The following is a 16,809-nucleotide window of genomic DNA, read 5'->3' as shown; positions in this document are numbered from 1 at the left end:
CAAGGACAAACGCCATGTACCAACTCTTCATCGAAGGCCTGCAACGCCTCGGCCGGGCACTGATGCTGCCGATCGCGATCCTGCCGATCGCCGGCCTGCTGCTGCGCCTGGGCGACACCGACCTGCTGAACATCGCGATCATCCACGACGCCGGTCAGGTGATCTTCGCCAACCTGGCGATGATCTTCGCCATCGGCATCGCCGTCGGTTTCGCCAAGGACAACAACGGCACCGCCGGCCTCGCCGGGGTGATCGGTTACCTGGTGATGATCTCCACCCTCAAGGTGCTCGATTCGACCATCAACATGGGCATGCTCGCCGGGATCGTCAGCGGCCTGATGGCCGGCGCGCTGTACAACCGCTTCAAAGACATCAAGCTGCCGGAGTACCTGGCATTCTTCGGCGGCCGGCGCTTCGTCCCCATCGTCACCGGTTTCAGCGCGGTCGGCCTGGGCGTACTGTTCGGTTACATCTGGCCGCCGATCCAGCACGGCATCAACAGCTTCGGCACCCTGCTGATGGAAAGCGGCAGCTTCGGCGCGTTCGTCTTCGGCGTGTTCAACCGCCTGCTGATCGTCACCGGCCTGCACCACATCCTCAACAACATGGCGTGGTTCGTGTTCGGCAACTTCACCGACCCGACCACCGGCGCGCTGGTGACCGGTGACCTGTCCCGCTACTTCGCCGGCGACCCGAAAGGCGGCCAGTTCATGACCGGCATGTTCCCGGTCATGATCTTCGGCCTCCCCGCCGCCTGCCTGGCGATGTACCGCAACGCCCTGCCGGAGCGCCGCAAAGTCATGGGCGGGATCTTCCTGTCGATGGCGCTGACGGCGTTCCTCACCGGGGTGACCGAACCGATCGAATTTGCCTTCATGTTCCTCGCACCGCTGCTGTATCTGGTGCATGCGCTGCTGACCGGACTGTCGATGGCAATCACCAACGCATTGAACATCCACTTGGGCTTCACCTTCTCTGGAGGCTTCATCGACATGGTGCTGGGTTGGGGACGTTCCACCAACGGCTGGCTCGTCGTGCCGGTGGGCCTGGCGTATGCCGTCATCTACTACGCGGTGTTCGATTTCTGTATCCGCCGCTTCAACCTGAAAACCCCGGGACGCGAAGACGTCGCCACCGCCGACAAAGCGGTCCTGACCGAAAACGAACGCGCCAGCGCTTACATCAAGGCACTCGGCGGCGCGGAAAATCTGCTCACCGTCGGCGCGTGCACTACGCGTCTGCGACTGGAAATGGTCGATCGCAACAAGGCCTCCGATGCGGACTTGAAAGCACTGGGCGCTATGGCGGTTGTGCGCCCGGGCAAGGGCGGCAGTTTGCAGGTTGTTGTGGGGCCGATGGCCGACAGCATTGCCGATGAGATTCGACTGGCGATGCCGGCGTTGGGCCGAGCCGCAGTGACGGCTCCTGTCGCCGTCGTCGAACCCAGCGAGCCCGTCGCAGTCACCGCACCGCAAGCTCAACAATGGTTGAGCGCTCTGGGCGGCAGCGACAATGTGCTGCAACTCGACTGCATCGCCATGAGCCGGATTCGCCTGCAACTGGCCGATGGCAAGGCGCTCTCGGAAAGCCGGTTGAAAGAGCTTGGATGTCTGGGCGTGAGCGCGCTGGAAGATGGCGTGTGGCACTTGCTGGTGGGTGAGCGGGCGCAGAGTCTGAGTGCGGCGATTGAGGGGTTGGTCAATCGGAGTGAGGTGAGTGCAAAGGTTTAGGGTGACCTCTGAATCGATGGGTGGGGGGGATTCGATGCATCTTTGTACGGTCGCAGAATTCCCCTCACCCTAACCCTCTCCCGGAGGGAGAGGAGACTGACCGCGTTGTTTGGGAGAGGTACGCCGACGTGAAAAACCGAGGTGAACTCGGGTTTGAAACACATGCAACTCGACTCGTGCTTCCTCTGCCTCCTTTGCTTCCTCCCCTTCTTCTGCTCCTGCTCCTGCTCCTGCTTCAACTTCCGCTTCTGCTTTCGCTCCCCACCACTCAACACGATGAGCGTTAGCTCGAGTAAAGCTTTTGACGTGCCGGCCCCATCGGCAGGCTGAGTGGAGGGATTTATCCGGGGGTGGGAGCGCAGCGACCGTGCGGCGCAGCCGCATGCATCGAGAGGAGGTGCAGCGAAGCAAACCGTAGGCGATGCCCCCCGGATGAATCCCGGAACGAAGGAACACCGAGCCACAGCGAGGTGCCGAACGCAGGGGCAAGCCTTTTTGGTTACTTTTGAGGCGTTTGTCAAAAGTGACCCGCCGTAAGGGCGGAACCATAAGCCGCAACACCCGAAGAAACGGATATTCACCCAACCCCAAAAACCAAAAAACCCGCTGAAATCACTCTCAGCGGGTTTCCCGTTTCAGCAGCCAAGGAAGATCAAAAATCCTCCAGCCGCCAAACCTCATAAGCCGGCGTCTCGTAAGGATGGCTAGCCTTCAAAGCCGCCACCACCCCACGAATCAACTCATCGCCAACAACAAGCTCGACCTTCCACTCCTCGACCCGCTCAACCCGCCCCGCCTCGCCAATGAACGGCTGACTACCGTCCAGAGGCCGAAACTGACCCGTACCAAGCACCTGCCACGCACAGTGGTCATAGTCACCGATCCGCCCACCACCGGCAGCGAATAGAGCGTCCTTGACCACCTCGACATGACTGTCGGGAACAAAAAACGCGAGCTTGTACACAGCCCTTAGTTCACCCACACACGAGCATTACGGAACATGCGCATCCAAGGAGCGTCTTCGTTCCAGTCTTCCGAACGCCACGAGTTCTGCACGGCACGGAAAACACGCTCCGGGTGCGGCATCATGATTGTCACGCGACCGTCGCGGCTGGTGAGGCCGGTGATCCCGCGCGGCGAACCGTTCGGGTTGGCCGGGTAGGCTTCGGTGACCTTGCCGTGGTTGTCGACGAATCGCATCGCCACACAACCGGACAGATCGGCTTCAAGCAGTGCCTCTTCGCTTTCGAATTCGGCATGGCCTTCACCGTGAGCGATGGCGATCGGCATGCGCGAACCGGCCATGCCCTGCAGGAAGATCGAGTTCGACTCCTGGATCTGCACCATCGCCACGCGCGCCTCGAACTGCTCGGAGCGGTTGCGCACGAAGTGCGGCCAGAACTCGCTGCCCGGGATCAGCTCGTGCAGGTTGGACATCATCTGGCAACCGTTGCACACGCCGAGCGTGAAGCTGTCGTTACGCTCGAAGAAGCCCTGGAACGCATCGCGGGCACGGCTGTTGAACAGTGCGGACTTGGCCCAGCCTTCACCGGCGCCGAGAACGTCGCCGTAGGAGAAACCACCGCAGGCCACCAGACCTTTGAACTCGTTCAGGTCGACACGGCCGGCCAGAATGTCGCTCATGTGCACGTCGATCGCATTGAAACCGGCGCGGTCGAATGCGGCCGCCATCTCCACCTGACCGTTGACGCCCTGCTCACGCAGCACGGCAACCTGTGGGCGGATGCCTTTCTTGATGTAAGGCGCGGCGATGTCCTGGTTGACGTCGTAGCTCAGCTTGACGCTCAGGCCCGGGTTGTCTTCCTCCAGCAGCGCATCGAACTCTTGCTCGGCGCAGTCGGCGTTGTCGCGCAGACGCTGGATCTGGTAGCTGGTCTCGGCCCACTGGCGTTGCAGCAGACGACGCTGGCCTTCGAACACGGTGTCACCGTTGAAGGTGATGTTGATCTGGCCGTTGTTGATCGGCTGACCGATCACGGAAACGCAGTCGCCCAGACCGGCCGCGCTGAATTGCGCGAGGATGTCCGGGGTGGCGTCCTGACGAACCTGGATCACCGCACCCAGTTCTTCGTTGAACAGGATCGCGGCGATTTCAGCGGAGCTTTCGGCAACGCTGTCCAGGTTCAGGCTCAGACCACAGTGGCCGGCGAAGGCCATTTCCACCACGGAGGTCAGCAGACCACCGTCGGAACGGTCGTGGTACGCCAGCAGGTGACCATCGGCGTTGAGGCCCTGGATCACCGCGAAGAACGCTTTCAGGTCTTCGGCGTCGTCGACGTCCGGCGCCTGCTTGCCGAGCTTGCCGTGAACCTGGGCCAGGATCGAGGCGCCCATGCGGTTCTGGCCGCGACCGAGGTCGATCAGGATCAGATCGGTGGTGCCCTTGTCCATGCGCAGTTCCGGGGTCAGGGTCTGACGGATGTCAGCCACTGGCGCGAAACCGGTCACGATCAGGGACATCGGCGAGGTGACGGTCTTGTCTTCGCCGTTGTCGTTCCAGCGGGTGGCCATGGACATGGAGTCCTTGCCCACCGGAATGGTCAGGCCCAGCTCGGGGCACAGTTCCATGCCGACCGCTTTCACGGTGTCGTACAGGCGCGCGTCTTCACCCGGGTGGCCGGCAGCGGACATCCAGTTCGCCGACAGTTTGATGTCGGAGAGCTTGTTGATGCGCGAGGCGGCGATGTTGGTCAGGGTTTCGCCGATGGCCATGCGGCCCGACGCCGGAGCGTCCAGCAGCGCCAGCGGAGTGCGCTCGCCCATCGCCATCGCTTCACCGGTGTAGACGTCGAAGCTGGTGGCGGTGACGGCCACGTCGGCCACCGGAACCTGCCAAGGGCCGACCATCTGGTCACGGGCCACGAGGCCTGTGATGGTGCGGTCGCCGATGGTGATCAGGAAGCTTTTGCTTGCCACGGCCGGGTGGTGCAGAACGCGTTCGATGCTTTCGCCGATGTCGAGGTTCGACGGATCGAAGTCATCGCCCAGCTCGGCTTCGCGAACCACCGAACGGTGCATGCGCGGCGCCTTGCCCAGCAACACTTCCAGTGGCATGTCCACCGGGTTGTTGCCGAAGTGGCTGTCAGTCACGGTCAGTTGCGGTTCGGCGGTCGCTTCACCGACAACGGCGAACGGGCAACGCTCACGTTCGCAGATCGCCTTGAAGCGCTCGAAGTCGGCCGGGCCGACGGCCAGAACGTAACGCTCCTGGGATTCGTTGGACCAGATTTCGTGCGGGGCCATGCCCGGCTCGTCGTTTGGAATGTTGCGCAGTTCGAAACGGCCACCGCGGTCGCCGTCGTTGACCAGTTCCGGGAAGGCGTTGGACAGACCGCCCGCCCCCACGTCGTGGATGAAGCTGATCGGGTTCTTGTCGCCCAGTTGCCAGCAACGGTCGATGACTTCCTGGCAGCGACGTTCCATTTCAGGGTTTTCACGCTGAACGGAAGCGAAGTCCAGATCCGCCGAGCTGGTGCCGGTGGCCATGGAGGAAGCAGCGCCGCCGCCCAGACCGATCAGCATTGCCGGGCCACCGAGCACGATCAGCTTGGAGCCGACGACGATCTCGCCTTTCTTGACGTGTTCTTCACGGATGTTGCCCATGCCGCCAGCGAGCATGATCGGCTTGTGGTAACCACGAACTTCATCACCATGCGGGGTGCTGATCGATTGTTCGAAGGTACGGAAGTAACCGGTCAGGGCCGGACGACCGAACTCGTTGTTGAACGCGGCGCCGCCCAGCGGGCCTTCGATCATGATGTCCAGCGCGTTGACGATGCGCTCGGGCTTGCCGTACGGCACTTCCCAAGGCTGTTCGAAGCCAGGGATCTGCAGGTTCGACACGGTGAAACCGGTCAGGCCGGCTTTCGGTTTGGCGCCACGGCCGGTTGCGCCTTCGTCGCGGATCTCGCCACCGGAACCGGTGGACGCGCCCGGGAACGGAGCGATCGCGGTCGGGTGGTTGTGGGTTTCGACCTTCATCAGGATGTGCACCGGCTCCTGCACCGCGCCGTACTGGCGGGTTTCCGGATCCGGGAAGAAGCGGCCGGCGACGTTGCCGACGATCACCGAAGCGTTGTCCTTGTAAGCGGACAGCACGCCTTCGCTGTGCATCTGATAGGTGTTCTTGATCATGCCGAACAGGCTTTTTTCCTGGCTCTCGCCGTCAATATCCCAACTGGCGTTGAAGATCTTGTGGCGGCAGTGCTCGGAGTTGGCCTGGGCGAACATCATCAGTTCGATGTCGTGCGGGTTGCGCTTGAGACCGTTGAAGGCGTTGACCAGATAGTCGATCTCGTCTTCGGCCAGGGCCAGGCCCAGCTCGACGTTGGCCTTCTCCAGCGCAGCGCGACCACCGCCGAGGATGTCGATGGCGGTCAGCGGCTTCGGCTCGGCGTGGCTGAACAGACCGGCAGCCTGTTCGAGGTTGCCCAGAACGATCTGGGTCATGCGGTCATGCAGTACGTCGGCGATCTGCTGCGCTTCGGTTTCGCTGAACTGACCGGCCACATAAAACGCGATGCCGCGCTCCAGGCGCTGGATCTTGCTCAGGCCGCAGTTGCGGGCGATGTCGCTGGCCTTGCTCGACCATGGCGAGATGGTGCCGAAACGTGGCAACACCAGGAACAGACGACCGCTCGGCTCTTGAACCGGAACGCTTGGACCGTACTTCAGAAGGCGCGCAAGCACCTGCTGTTCGTCGCCGGTCAGGACGCCGGTGACTTCGGCGAAGTGAGCGAATTCAGCATACAGGCCACTGACAGCTGGAACCTTCTGGCTCAGTTGCTCAAGGAGTTTGCTGTGGCGAAAGGCAGAAAGGGCAGGAGCGCCGCGCAGGATCAACATCTTCGGGACAGCCTCGGGAAGGGGTGTGCTTTGAGGCCGTGCATTCTAGCCTAAACCGACCTCAACATCACCCGAAACGCTACGCACGGTTGCACTCGGACCTCAATCTGTGTTTCTGCCTCTGAAGTCAGATTTCGAGCTTGCGCAAAGGCAGCTTATTTTTTCTGTCACAAAACGCTCTGCGGCCCCGTTCCTGTGGGGTTGCGGGTGCTTTTTCGATCGCTAGCAGACAACCCCTCCACTGTCGAGATATGGCGCCCGTTGCGCTTTGCGTATACTGCGCACATGTTTTCCCCAACGGCTTTGCGTCCGCGGTACGCCAAATGGCTGATCGCTACCGGACTCTTCCTGATGCTCAGTGGCTGTGTTGATAAACCCAACACCCTCGAGCGCGTAAAGGAGGATGGTGTGCTGCGGGTGATCACCCGTAACAGCCCCGCCACCTACTTTCAGGATCGCAGCGGCGAGACCGGCTTCGAATACGAGCTGGTGAAGCGCTTCGCCGACGATTTGGGGGTGGAACTCAAAATCGAGACCGCCGACAACCTCGACGACCTGTTCGATCAGATCGGCAAACCCAACGGCCCGGTGCTGGCCGCCGCTGGCCTGGTCAGCAGCGAACAGCGCAAGAAACAGGTACGGTTCTCCCATTCCTACCTCGAAGTCACCCCGCAGATCATCTATCGCAACGGCCAGTCGCGGCCGACCGACGCCAGTGAGCTGGTCGGCAAGAAAATCATGGTGCTCAAGGGCAGCACCCACGCCGAACAGCTCGCCGAGCTGAAACAGAAATATCCCGGGATTGAATACGAAGAGTCCGACGCCGTTGAAGTGGTCGACCTGCTGCGCATGGTCGATGAGGGCCAGATCGACCTGACTCTGGTCGATTCCAACGAAGTGGCGATGAACCAGGTTTACTTCACCAACATCCGCGTCGCCTTCGACCTTGGCGATGCGCGCAGCCAGAGCTGGGCGGTGGCCTCTGGCGAAGACAACAGCCTGCTCAACGAGATCAACAGTTATCTGGACAAGGTGCAGAAAAACGGCACCCTGCAACGCCTGAAAGACCGCTACTACGGCCACGTCGACGTCCTCGGCTACATGGGCGCCACGACCTTCGCCCAGCATTTGCAGCAGCGCCTGCCCAAGTACGAACAGCACTTCAAGACCTACGCCAAGAAAGAGAAAGTCGACTGGCGCCTGCTCGCGGCCATCGGTTATCAGGAATCGCTGTGGCAACCGGCCGTCACTTCGAAGACCGGCGTGCGCGGCCTGATGATGCTGACCCAGAACACTGCACAGGCCATGGGTGTGTCCAACCGCCTCGATCCGAAGCAGAGCATCATGGGCGGCGCCAAGTACCTGGCCTACATGAAGGATCAACTGGATGACTCGATCCAGGAACCGGATCGTACGTGGTTTGCACTGGCTGCCTACAACGTGGGCAGCGGTCACTTGGATGACGCGCGCAAACTGGCGTCCCGGGAAGGCCTGAATCCGGACAAGTGGCTGGATGTGAAGAAGATGCTGCCGCGCCTGTCGCAGAAGCAGTGGTACAGCAAGACCCGCTACGGCTACGCCCGGGGCGGCGAACCGGTGCATTTCGTGGCGAACATCCGCCGCTACTACGACATCCTGACCTGGGTGACCCAGCCGCAGCTTGAGGGCGATCAGGTCGCCGAAGGCAATCTGCATGTGCCGGGGATCGACAAATCCAAACCGGCGCAGGAAAACCCGCCGCTGTAGTCCACCCCCGCCCACATTATCTTGTGTAGATGTTCAGACCTTTGCCGCCGCCAGGATCAACGCCTTCATCTCCGACACTGCCGACTTGAAGCCGACGAACAACGCATGCGCCACCAGCGCGTGACCGATGTTCAGTTCGTTGATGCCCTTGATCGCCGCCACGGCTTCAACGTTGTGATAGTGCAGACCGTGACCGGCATTGACGATCAGGCCCTGGGCCAGACCGAATGCCACGCCATCCGCCACGCGCTTCAGCTCCTGGGCCACTTCGGTCGGCGTCTCGGCATCGGCATAACGCCCGGTGTGCAGCTCGATGGCCGGCGCACCCACACGTTTAGAGGCAGCGATCTGCCGCTCGTCAGCATCGATGAACAGCGATACTTCGCTGCCGATCTTCGACAGACGCTCCACCGCTGCCTTGATCCGCTCCTCCTGCCCCGCCACGTCCAGACCGCCTTCGGTGGTCAGTTCCTGACGCGTCTCCGGCACCAGACAGATATGGGCCGGACGAATACGCTCGGCAAACACCATCATTTCTTCGGTGACGCCCATTTCGAAGTTCATGCGGGTTTGCAGCACATCCTTGAGCAGCAGCACATCGCGCTCCTGAATGTGGCGACGGTCCTCACGCAGGTGCACGGTGATGCCGTCGGCGCCCGCCTCTTCCGCGTCCAGCGCAGCCTTGACCGGATCCGGGTAGCGCGTGCCACGGGCCTGACGCAGGGTGGCGACGTGGTCGATGTTCACGCCAAGAAGAATGCGATTGCTGGTGGTCACGGATGCGCTCCTGAAGGGAAAGATTCGGCGCACAGCATACGGTGAGATCAGGGCTTGCGAAACAGCTCGCGACTGACAAGGGGACGACCGCCCAAATGCACGGCCAGCGCTTGTCGCATCAGACGCTTGGCGGCAGACAGTGCGCCCGGTGCCGACCAGTCCGCTTCAGCCATGGCCAGCAGCTCGGTGCCGTTGAACAGGCCGGGTTGCAGCAGGTAGACCCGCTCGAGTCCGGCATCCACCTGCAAGCGATAGAGACCGTCCGCAGCAAGGGGCTCGTCGTTGATGTCGGTGTTCAGGGAGAAGCCATAACCGAGGTCGTCGAGCAGACGCCATTCGAAGGAACGCAGCAGAGGCTCCAGTGGCCGGCCTTCAGCCAAAGCCAGCAAGGTGGCAGCGTAATGATCGAATACCGCAGGATGCGGGTCTTCGGCTGGCAGCAGGCGTATCAGCAACTCGTTGAGATAGAGACCGCTGAACAATGCCTCGCCGACCATCCATGTCGCGTTTCCAATACTCTCCATGCGCCCGACATTCTTCAACTCACCTTTGCCGCGCAATTCCACTTCCAGCGGCACGAATGGCCGCGCCAGTGTCCCGGCCTTGCCCCGCGCGCTGCGCAACACCGCCCGCAGCCGACCTTGCGGCGTGAGGAAATCCACCAAGGCGCTGGTTTCGCGATAGGCGCGGGAGTGCAGGACGTAGGCGGGTTGGGCGGGAGGCGGGGTTTGCGACATTGAGTTCTCGATGAAGAAACGCAGTTTTGTAAACAACCCAAAACCAAATGCGGGAGCGGGCTTGCTCGCGAATGCGGTGAATCAGTCAAAGTATAGGCCGACTGACACTGCGCATTCGCGAGCAAGCCCGCTCCCACAGGGGTTTTCTGGCGTATCAGAAAACCGAGATTTTTACAGGTCGCCGTAACCCAGCGAACGCAGCGCACGCTCGTCGTCGGACCAGCCGCCCTTCACCTTGACCCACAGGTTGAGCATGATCTTGGAGTCGAACAGCAGCTCCATGTCCTTGCGCGCCTCGGTGCCGATGCGCTTGATGCGCTCGCCCTTGTCACCAATGATGATTTTCTTCTGGCCGTCACGCTCGACGAGGATCAGCGCATGGATGTGCAGCGTCGCACCCTGCTGCTTGAATTCTTCGATTTCCACGGTGATCTGGTACGGCAGCTCGGCGCCGAGCTGGCGCATGATCTTCTCGCGTACCAGTTCGGCGGCGAGGAAGCGGCTGCTGCGGTCGGTGATCTGGTCTTCCGGGAAGAAGTGATCGTTCTCCGGCAGATGGTCGGCGATGACCTTTTCCAGCGCGTCGAGGTTGTGACCCTGTTGCGCCGAGATCGGAATGATCTGCGCATTCGGCAGCTGTTCCTGCAACCAGGACAGGTGCGGCATCAGCTCGGCCTTGTCCTCGATGCGATCGGTCTTGTTCAGCGCGACGATCAGCGGACCGGTCACGTACTGCACGCGTTCCAGGACCATCTGGTCTTCTTCGGTCCACTTGGTGCGGTCGACCACGAAGATCACCACGTCAACGTCTTTCAACGCCGCCGAAGCCGTCTTGTTCATGTAGCGGTTCAGGGCCTTTTCGCCGCCCTTGTGCATGCCGGGGGTGTCGACGTAGATCGCTTGCACGTCGCCCTCGGTCTTGATCCCGAGCATGTTGTGACGGGTGGTCTGCGGCTTGCGCGAGGTGATCGCGAGCTTCTGGCCGAGGATGTGGTTCAGCAGCGTGGACTTGCCCACGTTCGGACGGCCGACGATGGCAACGTAGCCACAGCGAGTTGCGTTTGTATCAGTCATTGCCATTCTCCACACCCAGGGCAATCAGTGCTGCGGCGGCCGCTACCTGTTCGGCAATGCGACGGCTCACACCCTGACCCCGGCTTTTTTCATTCAAAAGGACAACTTCGCACTCGACGAAGAAGGTACGGCAGTGCGGTTCGCCCTGGATATCCACGACTTCGTAGCGTGGCAGCTCACAACCGCGCGATTGCAGGAATTCCTGCAGTCGGGTCTTCGGATCCTTGTTGGTATCGACCAGCGTCAGGCCTTCGAACTCGCCAGCCAGCCAGGCCAGGACGCGCTCGCGGGCGACTTCCATACCGGCATCGAGGTAGATCGCGCCGATCAGTGCTTCCAGGGCATCGGCCAGAATCGATTCGCGACGGAAACCGCCGCTTTTCAACTCACCCGAGCCCAGGCGCAGGTATTCGCCCAAATCGAAACCACGGGCCAGCACGGCCAAAGTCTCGCCTTTCACCAGACGCGCACGCAAACGCGACAACTGACCTTCACGGGCCAGCGGGAAGCGGTCGAACAGGGCTTCACCGGCAACGAAGTTGAGGATCGCATCGCCGAGAAACTCCAGACGCTCGTTGTTGCGTCCGGCAAAGCTGCGGTGCGTGAGGGCCAGGACCATCAGTTCCTGGTCCTTGAAGGTGTAACCGAGCTGGCGCTCGAGACGGCTTAAAGAAACGCTCACGGTTTACCCACGCTGAGTTCGTGGCTGGATTCCACTGCCATCGCCGGGATGCGGCGCAGGCCTGGGACAATTAACGCTGTGTTCAAAAATGACGTCCTGAATATCGTGGCTTCATGCCCTGGATCGATTGTGCCGACACCAGAAATGCATTCGGCGCTGTGGTCAACAGCGCCGTGATTGTTTACTTGATCAGGCCGACCCGCGAGAAATTCGGCAGGTGGCTGAGTTTCGGTTCCGGCCAGCTCATCCAGACCGCAAAGGCCTTGCCGACGATGTTCTGGTCGGGAACCATGCCCAGCAGATCCTTGGGAATGTTCGGATCATCCCAGTAGCGACTGTCGTTCGAGTTGTCGCGGTTGTCGCCCATCATGAAGTAGTGCCCGGCCGGCACGGTCCAGGTGTGGTCCGGCGTGGCGCGGTAGCGGCTCATTTCCTTGCGGATCAGGTGCTCGGCGGCGCCGAGTTTTTCCTTGTAGAGTTCCGCACTGCCGAGAGTGCCCGGCTCGGAGCCGACCAGTTGCTCGGCAATCGACTCGCCATTGACGAACAGACGCTTGTCGGCGGTGTAACGCACCGTGTCGCCCGGCAGACCGACCACGCGCTTGATGTAGTTGACGTTCGGGTCGCTCGGGTAGCGGAACACCATCACATCGCCGCGTTGCGGATCACCGACTTCGATGATTTTCCTGTCGATCACCGGCAGACGGATCCCGTAAGAAAACTTGTTCACCAGAATGAAGTCGCCGACGTCCAGGGTCGGTTTCATCGAGCCGGATGGAATCTGGAACGGTTCCACCAGGAACGAACGCAGCACCAGCACAATGAACAGCACCGGAAAGAACGACTTGCCGTATTCGACCAGCAGCGGTTCCTTGTTCAGTTTCTCCACCACCAGCACATCCGGCTGGCTGACGCTGCCCTGATAGGAAGCGATGGCGGCGCGCCGACGCGGTGCCAGGATCAACAGATCGAGCAACGCCAACAGGCCGCAGACGAACACGGCGATAACCAGCAACAGCGGGAAATTTAGTGACATAGGACCTGACTATTCCAACCTGAGCACAGCAAGGAAGGCTTCTTGTGGAATTTCCACGTTGCCGACCTGCTTCATGCGTTTCTTACCGGCCTTTTGCTTCTCGAGCAGTTTCTTCTTACGACTGACGTCACCGCCGTAGCATTTGGCCAATACGTTCTTTCTGAGCGCCTTGACGGTTGTCCGGGCAACGATCTGACCGCCAATGGCAGCCTGGATCGCCACGTCGAACATCTGACGAGGAATCAGTTCTTTCATCTTCTCGGTCAGCTGGCGACCTTTGAAGTGCGAGTTGTCACGGTGCACGATCAACGCCAGGGCATCGACCTTGTCGCCGTTGATCAGCACGTCCAGTTTCACCAGATTAGCCGATTGGTAACGATCGAAATGGTAGTCCAGCGAAGCATAGCCGCGGCTGGTGGATTTCAGACGGTCGAAGAAGTCCAGGACCACTTCGTTCATCGGCAGGTCATAGGTCACCTGGACCTGGTTGCCAAGGAACAGCATGTCGACCTGAACACCGCGTTTTTCGATGCACAGGGTGATGACGTTACCCAGGTGCTCCTGCGGTACCAGGATGTTGGCACGCACGATTGGCTCGCGCATGTCTTCGATCGCGGACACGTCCGGAAGCTTCGACGGGTTGTCGACGTAAATCGTTTCACCGGTTTTCAGCACCAGTTCGAAGATTACGGTCGGCGCCGTGGTGATCAGGTCCAGGTCGTATTCACGCTCCAGGCGCTCCTGGATGATCTCCATGTGCAGCATGCCGAGGAAGCCGCAACGGAAGCCGAAGCCCAGTGCGTCGGAGCTTTCCGGGGTGTATTGCAGCGACGAGTCGTTCAGGGTCAGTTTCTGCAGTGCTTCGCGAAAATCCTCGAAGTCGTCGGAGCTGACCGGGAACAGGCCGGCATAAACCTGTGGCTGAATGCGTTTGAAACCTGGCAGCACCGGGACATCCGGGGTGGAGCTCAGGGTCAGGGTGTCACCGACCGGCGCACCGTGAATATCCTTGATGCTGGCGATGATGAAGCCCACTTCGCCGGCCTTCAGGTCCGCGGTGGCGGTGTGTTTCGGGTTGAACACGCCGACGCTGTCGACCAGGTGCACCTTGCCGGTGGACTTCACCAGGATCTTGTCGCCCTTTTTCACGCGGCCATGACGCACGCGCACCAGAGAGACAACGCCCAGGTAGTTGTCGAACCAGGAGTCGATGATCAACGCTTGCAGCGGATCTTCAATGTTGCCGGTCGGCGCAGGAATGGTTGCGACCAGACGCTCAAGCACTTCGTCGACACCCAGGCCGGTCTTGGCGCTGCAGGTGACGGCGTCGGTGGCATCGATGCCGATGATCTTCTCGATCTCGTCCTTGACGCGGTCAGGCTCGGCCTGCGGCAGGTCGATCTTGTTCAGGACCGGCATGACCTCCAGGCCCTGCTCGATGGCGGTGTAGCAGTTGGCCACGGACTGGGCTTCTACGCCCTGACCGGCGTCAACCACCAGCAAGGCACCTTCACACGCGGCCAGGGAACGGCTGACTTCATAGGTAAAGTCGACGTGACCCGGGGTGTCAATGAAGTTCAGCTGGTAGGTAACGCCGTCTTTGGCTTTGTAATAGAGGGTAACGCTGTGGGCCTTGATGGTGATCCCGCGTTCGCGCTCCAGATCCATGGAATCCAGTACCTGGGCTTCCATTTCACGCTCGGCCAGACCACCGCACATCTGGATGAAACGGTCAGCCAGCGTCGACTTGCCATGGTCAATGTGGGCGATGATGGAGAAATTGCGGATATGACTCAAATCACTCACGGATCAACACTCAAAAAGGCTGCAGGCTTGGCCCGCCGAAAAATAGCCGGGAATTGTACCTGATACACGGCGCAAGCGTCACGTTCGCCTGTCACCCGGATTGCATGCAAAAACGCCCCGGTCTGGCGACCGGGGCGTTTTCAAAGCTAAAGCGTGGGTGAAACCTTGTTCATCAACCGGCTCGACGCAGTAACCAGACACCCGCCAGGGCACAGACGCCTGCCGGCACCAGCACCGCGAACAGTGGCGAGAAGCCGAACACCAGGCTGGATGGACCGAGCAGATCCTGGACGATGCGGAAGGTGAACCCCACCAGCACACCGGTGAACACTCGCTGACCGAGGGTCACCGAACGCAGCGGCCCGAAAATGAAGGAGATCGCCATCAGCACCAGAGCGGCGGTCACCAGCGGCTGCAACACCTTGACCCAAAAAGCCAGCCAGTAACGGCCATTGCTCAGTCCCTGATCCGCCAGGTAGTGGATGTAACCCCACAGACCGGTGATCGATAGCGCCTCCGGCGCCATGACCACGGTATTGAGCAGTTGCGGACTGATGGAAACATCCCAGTCCTCGGTCGGCGTGTTGACGACTTCGGTGCTGCGCTCATGGAACAGCGTGGTGGTGACATCGGTAAGCTGCCAGCGGGTGCCATCGAATTCGGCGCGCTTGGCAAAGCTCGAACTCAGCAGATGACGCTCCTTGTCGAAGTGATAGCGAGTCACGCCATACAACAGCCCATCGGGTTGAACGGCGTTGATGTGGATGAACTCGTCGCCCTGACGGTGCCACATACCGTGTTTGGCGCTCTGCGCGTCGCCGCTGCCCTGGGCAAGCGAGCGATTGGCCTGCGCCATGCTCTCGGTGGCCGGCGCAACATATTCGCCGATCAGTACGCCGGCCAGCATCAGCACCAGCATCGGCTTCATGACCGCCCAGACGATACGCCCGATGGACACACCGGCGGCGCGCATCACGGTCAGTTCGCTGCTGCTTGCCAGACTGCCGAGACCGATCAGACAGCCGATCAGCGCCGCCATCGGCAGCATGTCGTAGAGCCGGCGCGGCGCGGTCAGCAGTACGAAGCTCAGCACGTCGACCAGCGTGTAGGTTTCGCTGACGTCGCTCATCTCGTCGATAAAGGCAAACAGGGTGGCCAGGCCAAGAATGATCGCCAGTACCGCGATGATCGCGATGAATACGCTGCTGCCGATATAGCGGTCGAGTTTAACCACGGGCCACCTCCAGCGCAGCGCTGCGACGACTGGCCAGCTTCAGGCGCAGCGGCTCCCAGTACAGCAGGCCGATACCGATGGCCAGGAAGATCGCATGCACCCACCACAGACCCAGGCTCGCCGGGATCTTGCCTTTTTCGAGGGCGCCGCGAGCGGCAATCAGGATGGTCAGGTAAGCCATATAAAGAAGAATCGCCGGCAACAACTTGAGGAAGCGCCCCTGGCGCGGATTGACCCGCGACAGCGGCACCGCCATCAGGGTCACGATAAATACCAGCAGCGGCAGCGACAGACGCCATTGCAGTTCGGTTTTTGCGCGGATGTCGTCGCTGGCCATCAGGGCCGACGTCGGCATGGCGTCACGGTCGGTGACTTCCTCGCTGACATCCGGCTTGGGCAGCAGTACGCCATAGGTTTCGTAATGGATGGCGCGATAGTTGGCCAGCCCAGGGCTGCCGTCATAACGGTAGCCGTTGTGCAGGATCAGGTAGCGGTTGCCGTCGGGGCGGATTTCCTGCCGGCCCTTTTCAGCCACCAGCACGGAAATCCCGCGATCGGCCTGATTGGCACCGAGGTTTTTCTGCGAGATGAACACGCTGCCCAGGTTGACCCGGTCGTCGCTCAAGGTTTCGGTGTAGGTCACCCGGGTGCCATCGCGCAATGCCTGGAAGCGGCCCGGCTCCAGGGTATCGAACTCGGTCAGCGCATCCTGCTTGTTCAGCAGCAGCTGGAACTGGTTGGCACCTTGCGGGGCCAGGCTCAGGCTCAGCCATGCCACCACCAGCGCCACCAGGGTGGCGGGAAACAGGGTCATGCGGAACAGGCGCTGCTGGCTCATGCCAGTGGCCGACAGCACGGTCATTTCGCTTTCCAGGTACAAACGGCCGTACGCCAGAAGGATCCCGAGGAACAGGCCCAATGGCAGGATCAACTGCATGAAGCCCGGCAGACGGTAGCCCATGATCAGGAACAGCGATCCCGGATCGAGCTGGCCCGCGGCGGCCTGGGCAAGGTATTTGATGAAGCGACCGCTCATGATGATGACCAGCAGCACGGCACTTACCGCACTCAGGGTCAACAGGACTTCGCGGGACAGATAACGGAAGACGATCAAACCAGAC

The 16,809-nt window shown here is 61.0% G+C and carries 12 protein-coding genes; 2 read left to right on the top strand and 10 right to left on the bottom strand.

Translation table 11 applies throughout. The features are described 5' to 3' along the window. Positions 1–14: 14 nt before the first annotated feature. Positions 15–1,730, top strand: a complete 1,716-nt coding sequence (gene nagE / locus NE357_RS05105; protein ID WP_169428988.1) for an N-acetylglucosamine-specific PTS transporter subunit IIBC — start codon at positions 15–17, stop codon at positions 1,728–1,730. A gap of 652 nt (positions 1,731–2,382) precedes the next feature. Here nagE and NE357_RS05100 read toward each other — a convergent pair. Further along, positions 2,383–2,694, bottom strand: coding sequence for a Nif3-like dinuclear metal center hexameric protein (locus NE357_RS05100; protein WP_169428987.1), 312 nt, complete (start codon positions 2,692–2,694; stop codon positions 2,383–2,385). Positions 2,695–2,699: 5 nt separating this feature from the next. Further along, positions 2,700–6,596 carry a phosphoribosylformylglycinamidine synthase gene (purL, locus tag NE357_RS05095; RefSeq protein WP_169428986.1) on the bottom strand — a complete coding sequence of 1,299 codons (3,897 nt, stop codon included), beginning with the start codon at positions 6,594–6,596 and terminating at the stop codon, positions 2,700–2,702. A 285-nt stretch (positions 6,597–6,881) separates the two neighbouring features. Between purL and mltF the strand changes: the two genes are divergently transcribed. Then, positions 6,882–8,342 carry a membrane-bound lytic murein transglycosylase MltF gene (gene mltF / locus NE357_RS05090; RefSeq protein ID WP_169428985.1) on the top strand — a complete coding sequence of 487 codons (1,461 nt, stop codon included), beginning with the start codon at positions 6,882–6,884 and terminating at the stop codon, positions 8,340–8,342. Positions 8,343–8,375: 33 nt separating this feature from the next. On the opposite strand, the gene pdxJ is transcribed toward mltF, so the two are convergent. The 8 genes from pdxJ to lptF form a co-directional block, all read right to left on the bottom strand. Next, entirely contained in the window at positions 8,376–9,119 is a 744-nt protein-coding gene (gene pdxJ, locus NE357_RS05085) for a pyridoxine 5'-phosphate synthase (protein ID WP_169428984.1), read from the bottom strand. A gap of 47 nt (positions 9,120–9,166) precedes the next feature. Continuing rightward, positions 9,167–9,856, bottom strand: coding sequence for a DNA repair protein RecO (gene recO, locus NE357_RS05080; RefSeq protein ID WP_169428983.1), 690 nt, complete (start codon positions 9,854–9,856; stop codon positions 9,167–9,169). A gap of 171 nt (positions 9,857–10,027) precedes the next feature. Next, complete coding sequence (gene era, locus NE357_RS05075) at positions 10,028–10,930, bottom strand: GTPase Era (protein WP_011332590.1); 903 nt, start codon at positions 10,928–10,930, stop codon at positions 10,028–10,030. Then, positions 10,923–11,612 carry a ribonuclease III gene (gene rnc, locus NE357_RS05070; protein WP_169428982.1) on the bottom strand — a complete coding sequence of 230 codons (690 nt, stop codon included), beginning with the start codon at positions 11,610–11,612 and terminating at the stop codon, positions 10,923–10,925. The genes era and rnc overlap by 8 nt, the downstream gene beginning before the upstream one ends. Before the next feature lie 181 nt (positions 11,613–11,793). Next, positions 11,794–12,648 (bottom strand): signal peptidase I, encoded by an 855-nt coding sequence (lepB, locus tag NE357_RS05065; protein ID WP_169428981.1) that lies wholly within the window; start codon positions 12,646–12,648, stop codon positions 11,794–11,796. A gap of 9 nt (positions 12,649–12,657) precedes the next feature. Beyond that, positions 12,658–14,454 carry a translation elongation factor 4 gene (lepA, locus tag NE357_RS05060; protein ID WP_085608162.1) on the bottom strand — a complete coding sequence of 599 codons (1,797 nt, stop codon included), beginning with the start codon at positions 14,452–14,454 and terminating at the stop codon, positions 12,658–12,660. A 172-nt stretch (positions 14,455–14,626) separates the two neighbouring features. Next, positions 14,627–15,688, bottom strand: a complete 1,062-nt coding sequence (gene lptG / locus NE357_RS05055; protein WP_169428980.1) for an LPS export ABC transporter permease LptG — start codon at positions 15,686–15,688, stop codon at positions 14,627–14,629. Then, positions 15,681–16,802, bottom strand: a complete 1,122-nt coding sequence (gene lptF / locus NE357_RS05050; RefSeq protein WP_169428979.1) for an LPS export ABC transporter permease LptF — start codon at positions 16,800–16,802, stop codon at positions 15,681–15,683. Before lptF ends, lptG begins: the two co-directional genes overlap by 8 nt. Positions 16,803–16,809: the final 7 nt, after the last annotated feature.

The sequence above is a fragment of the Pseudomonas sp. G7(2022) genome (assembly GCF_052660475.1).
Note: the sequence above shows the minus strand (reverse complement) of the source record. Positions and strands in the feature narration are given on the sequence as shown.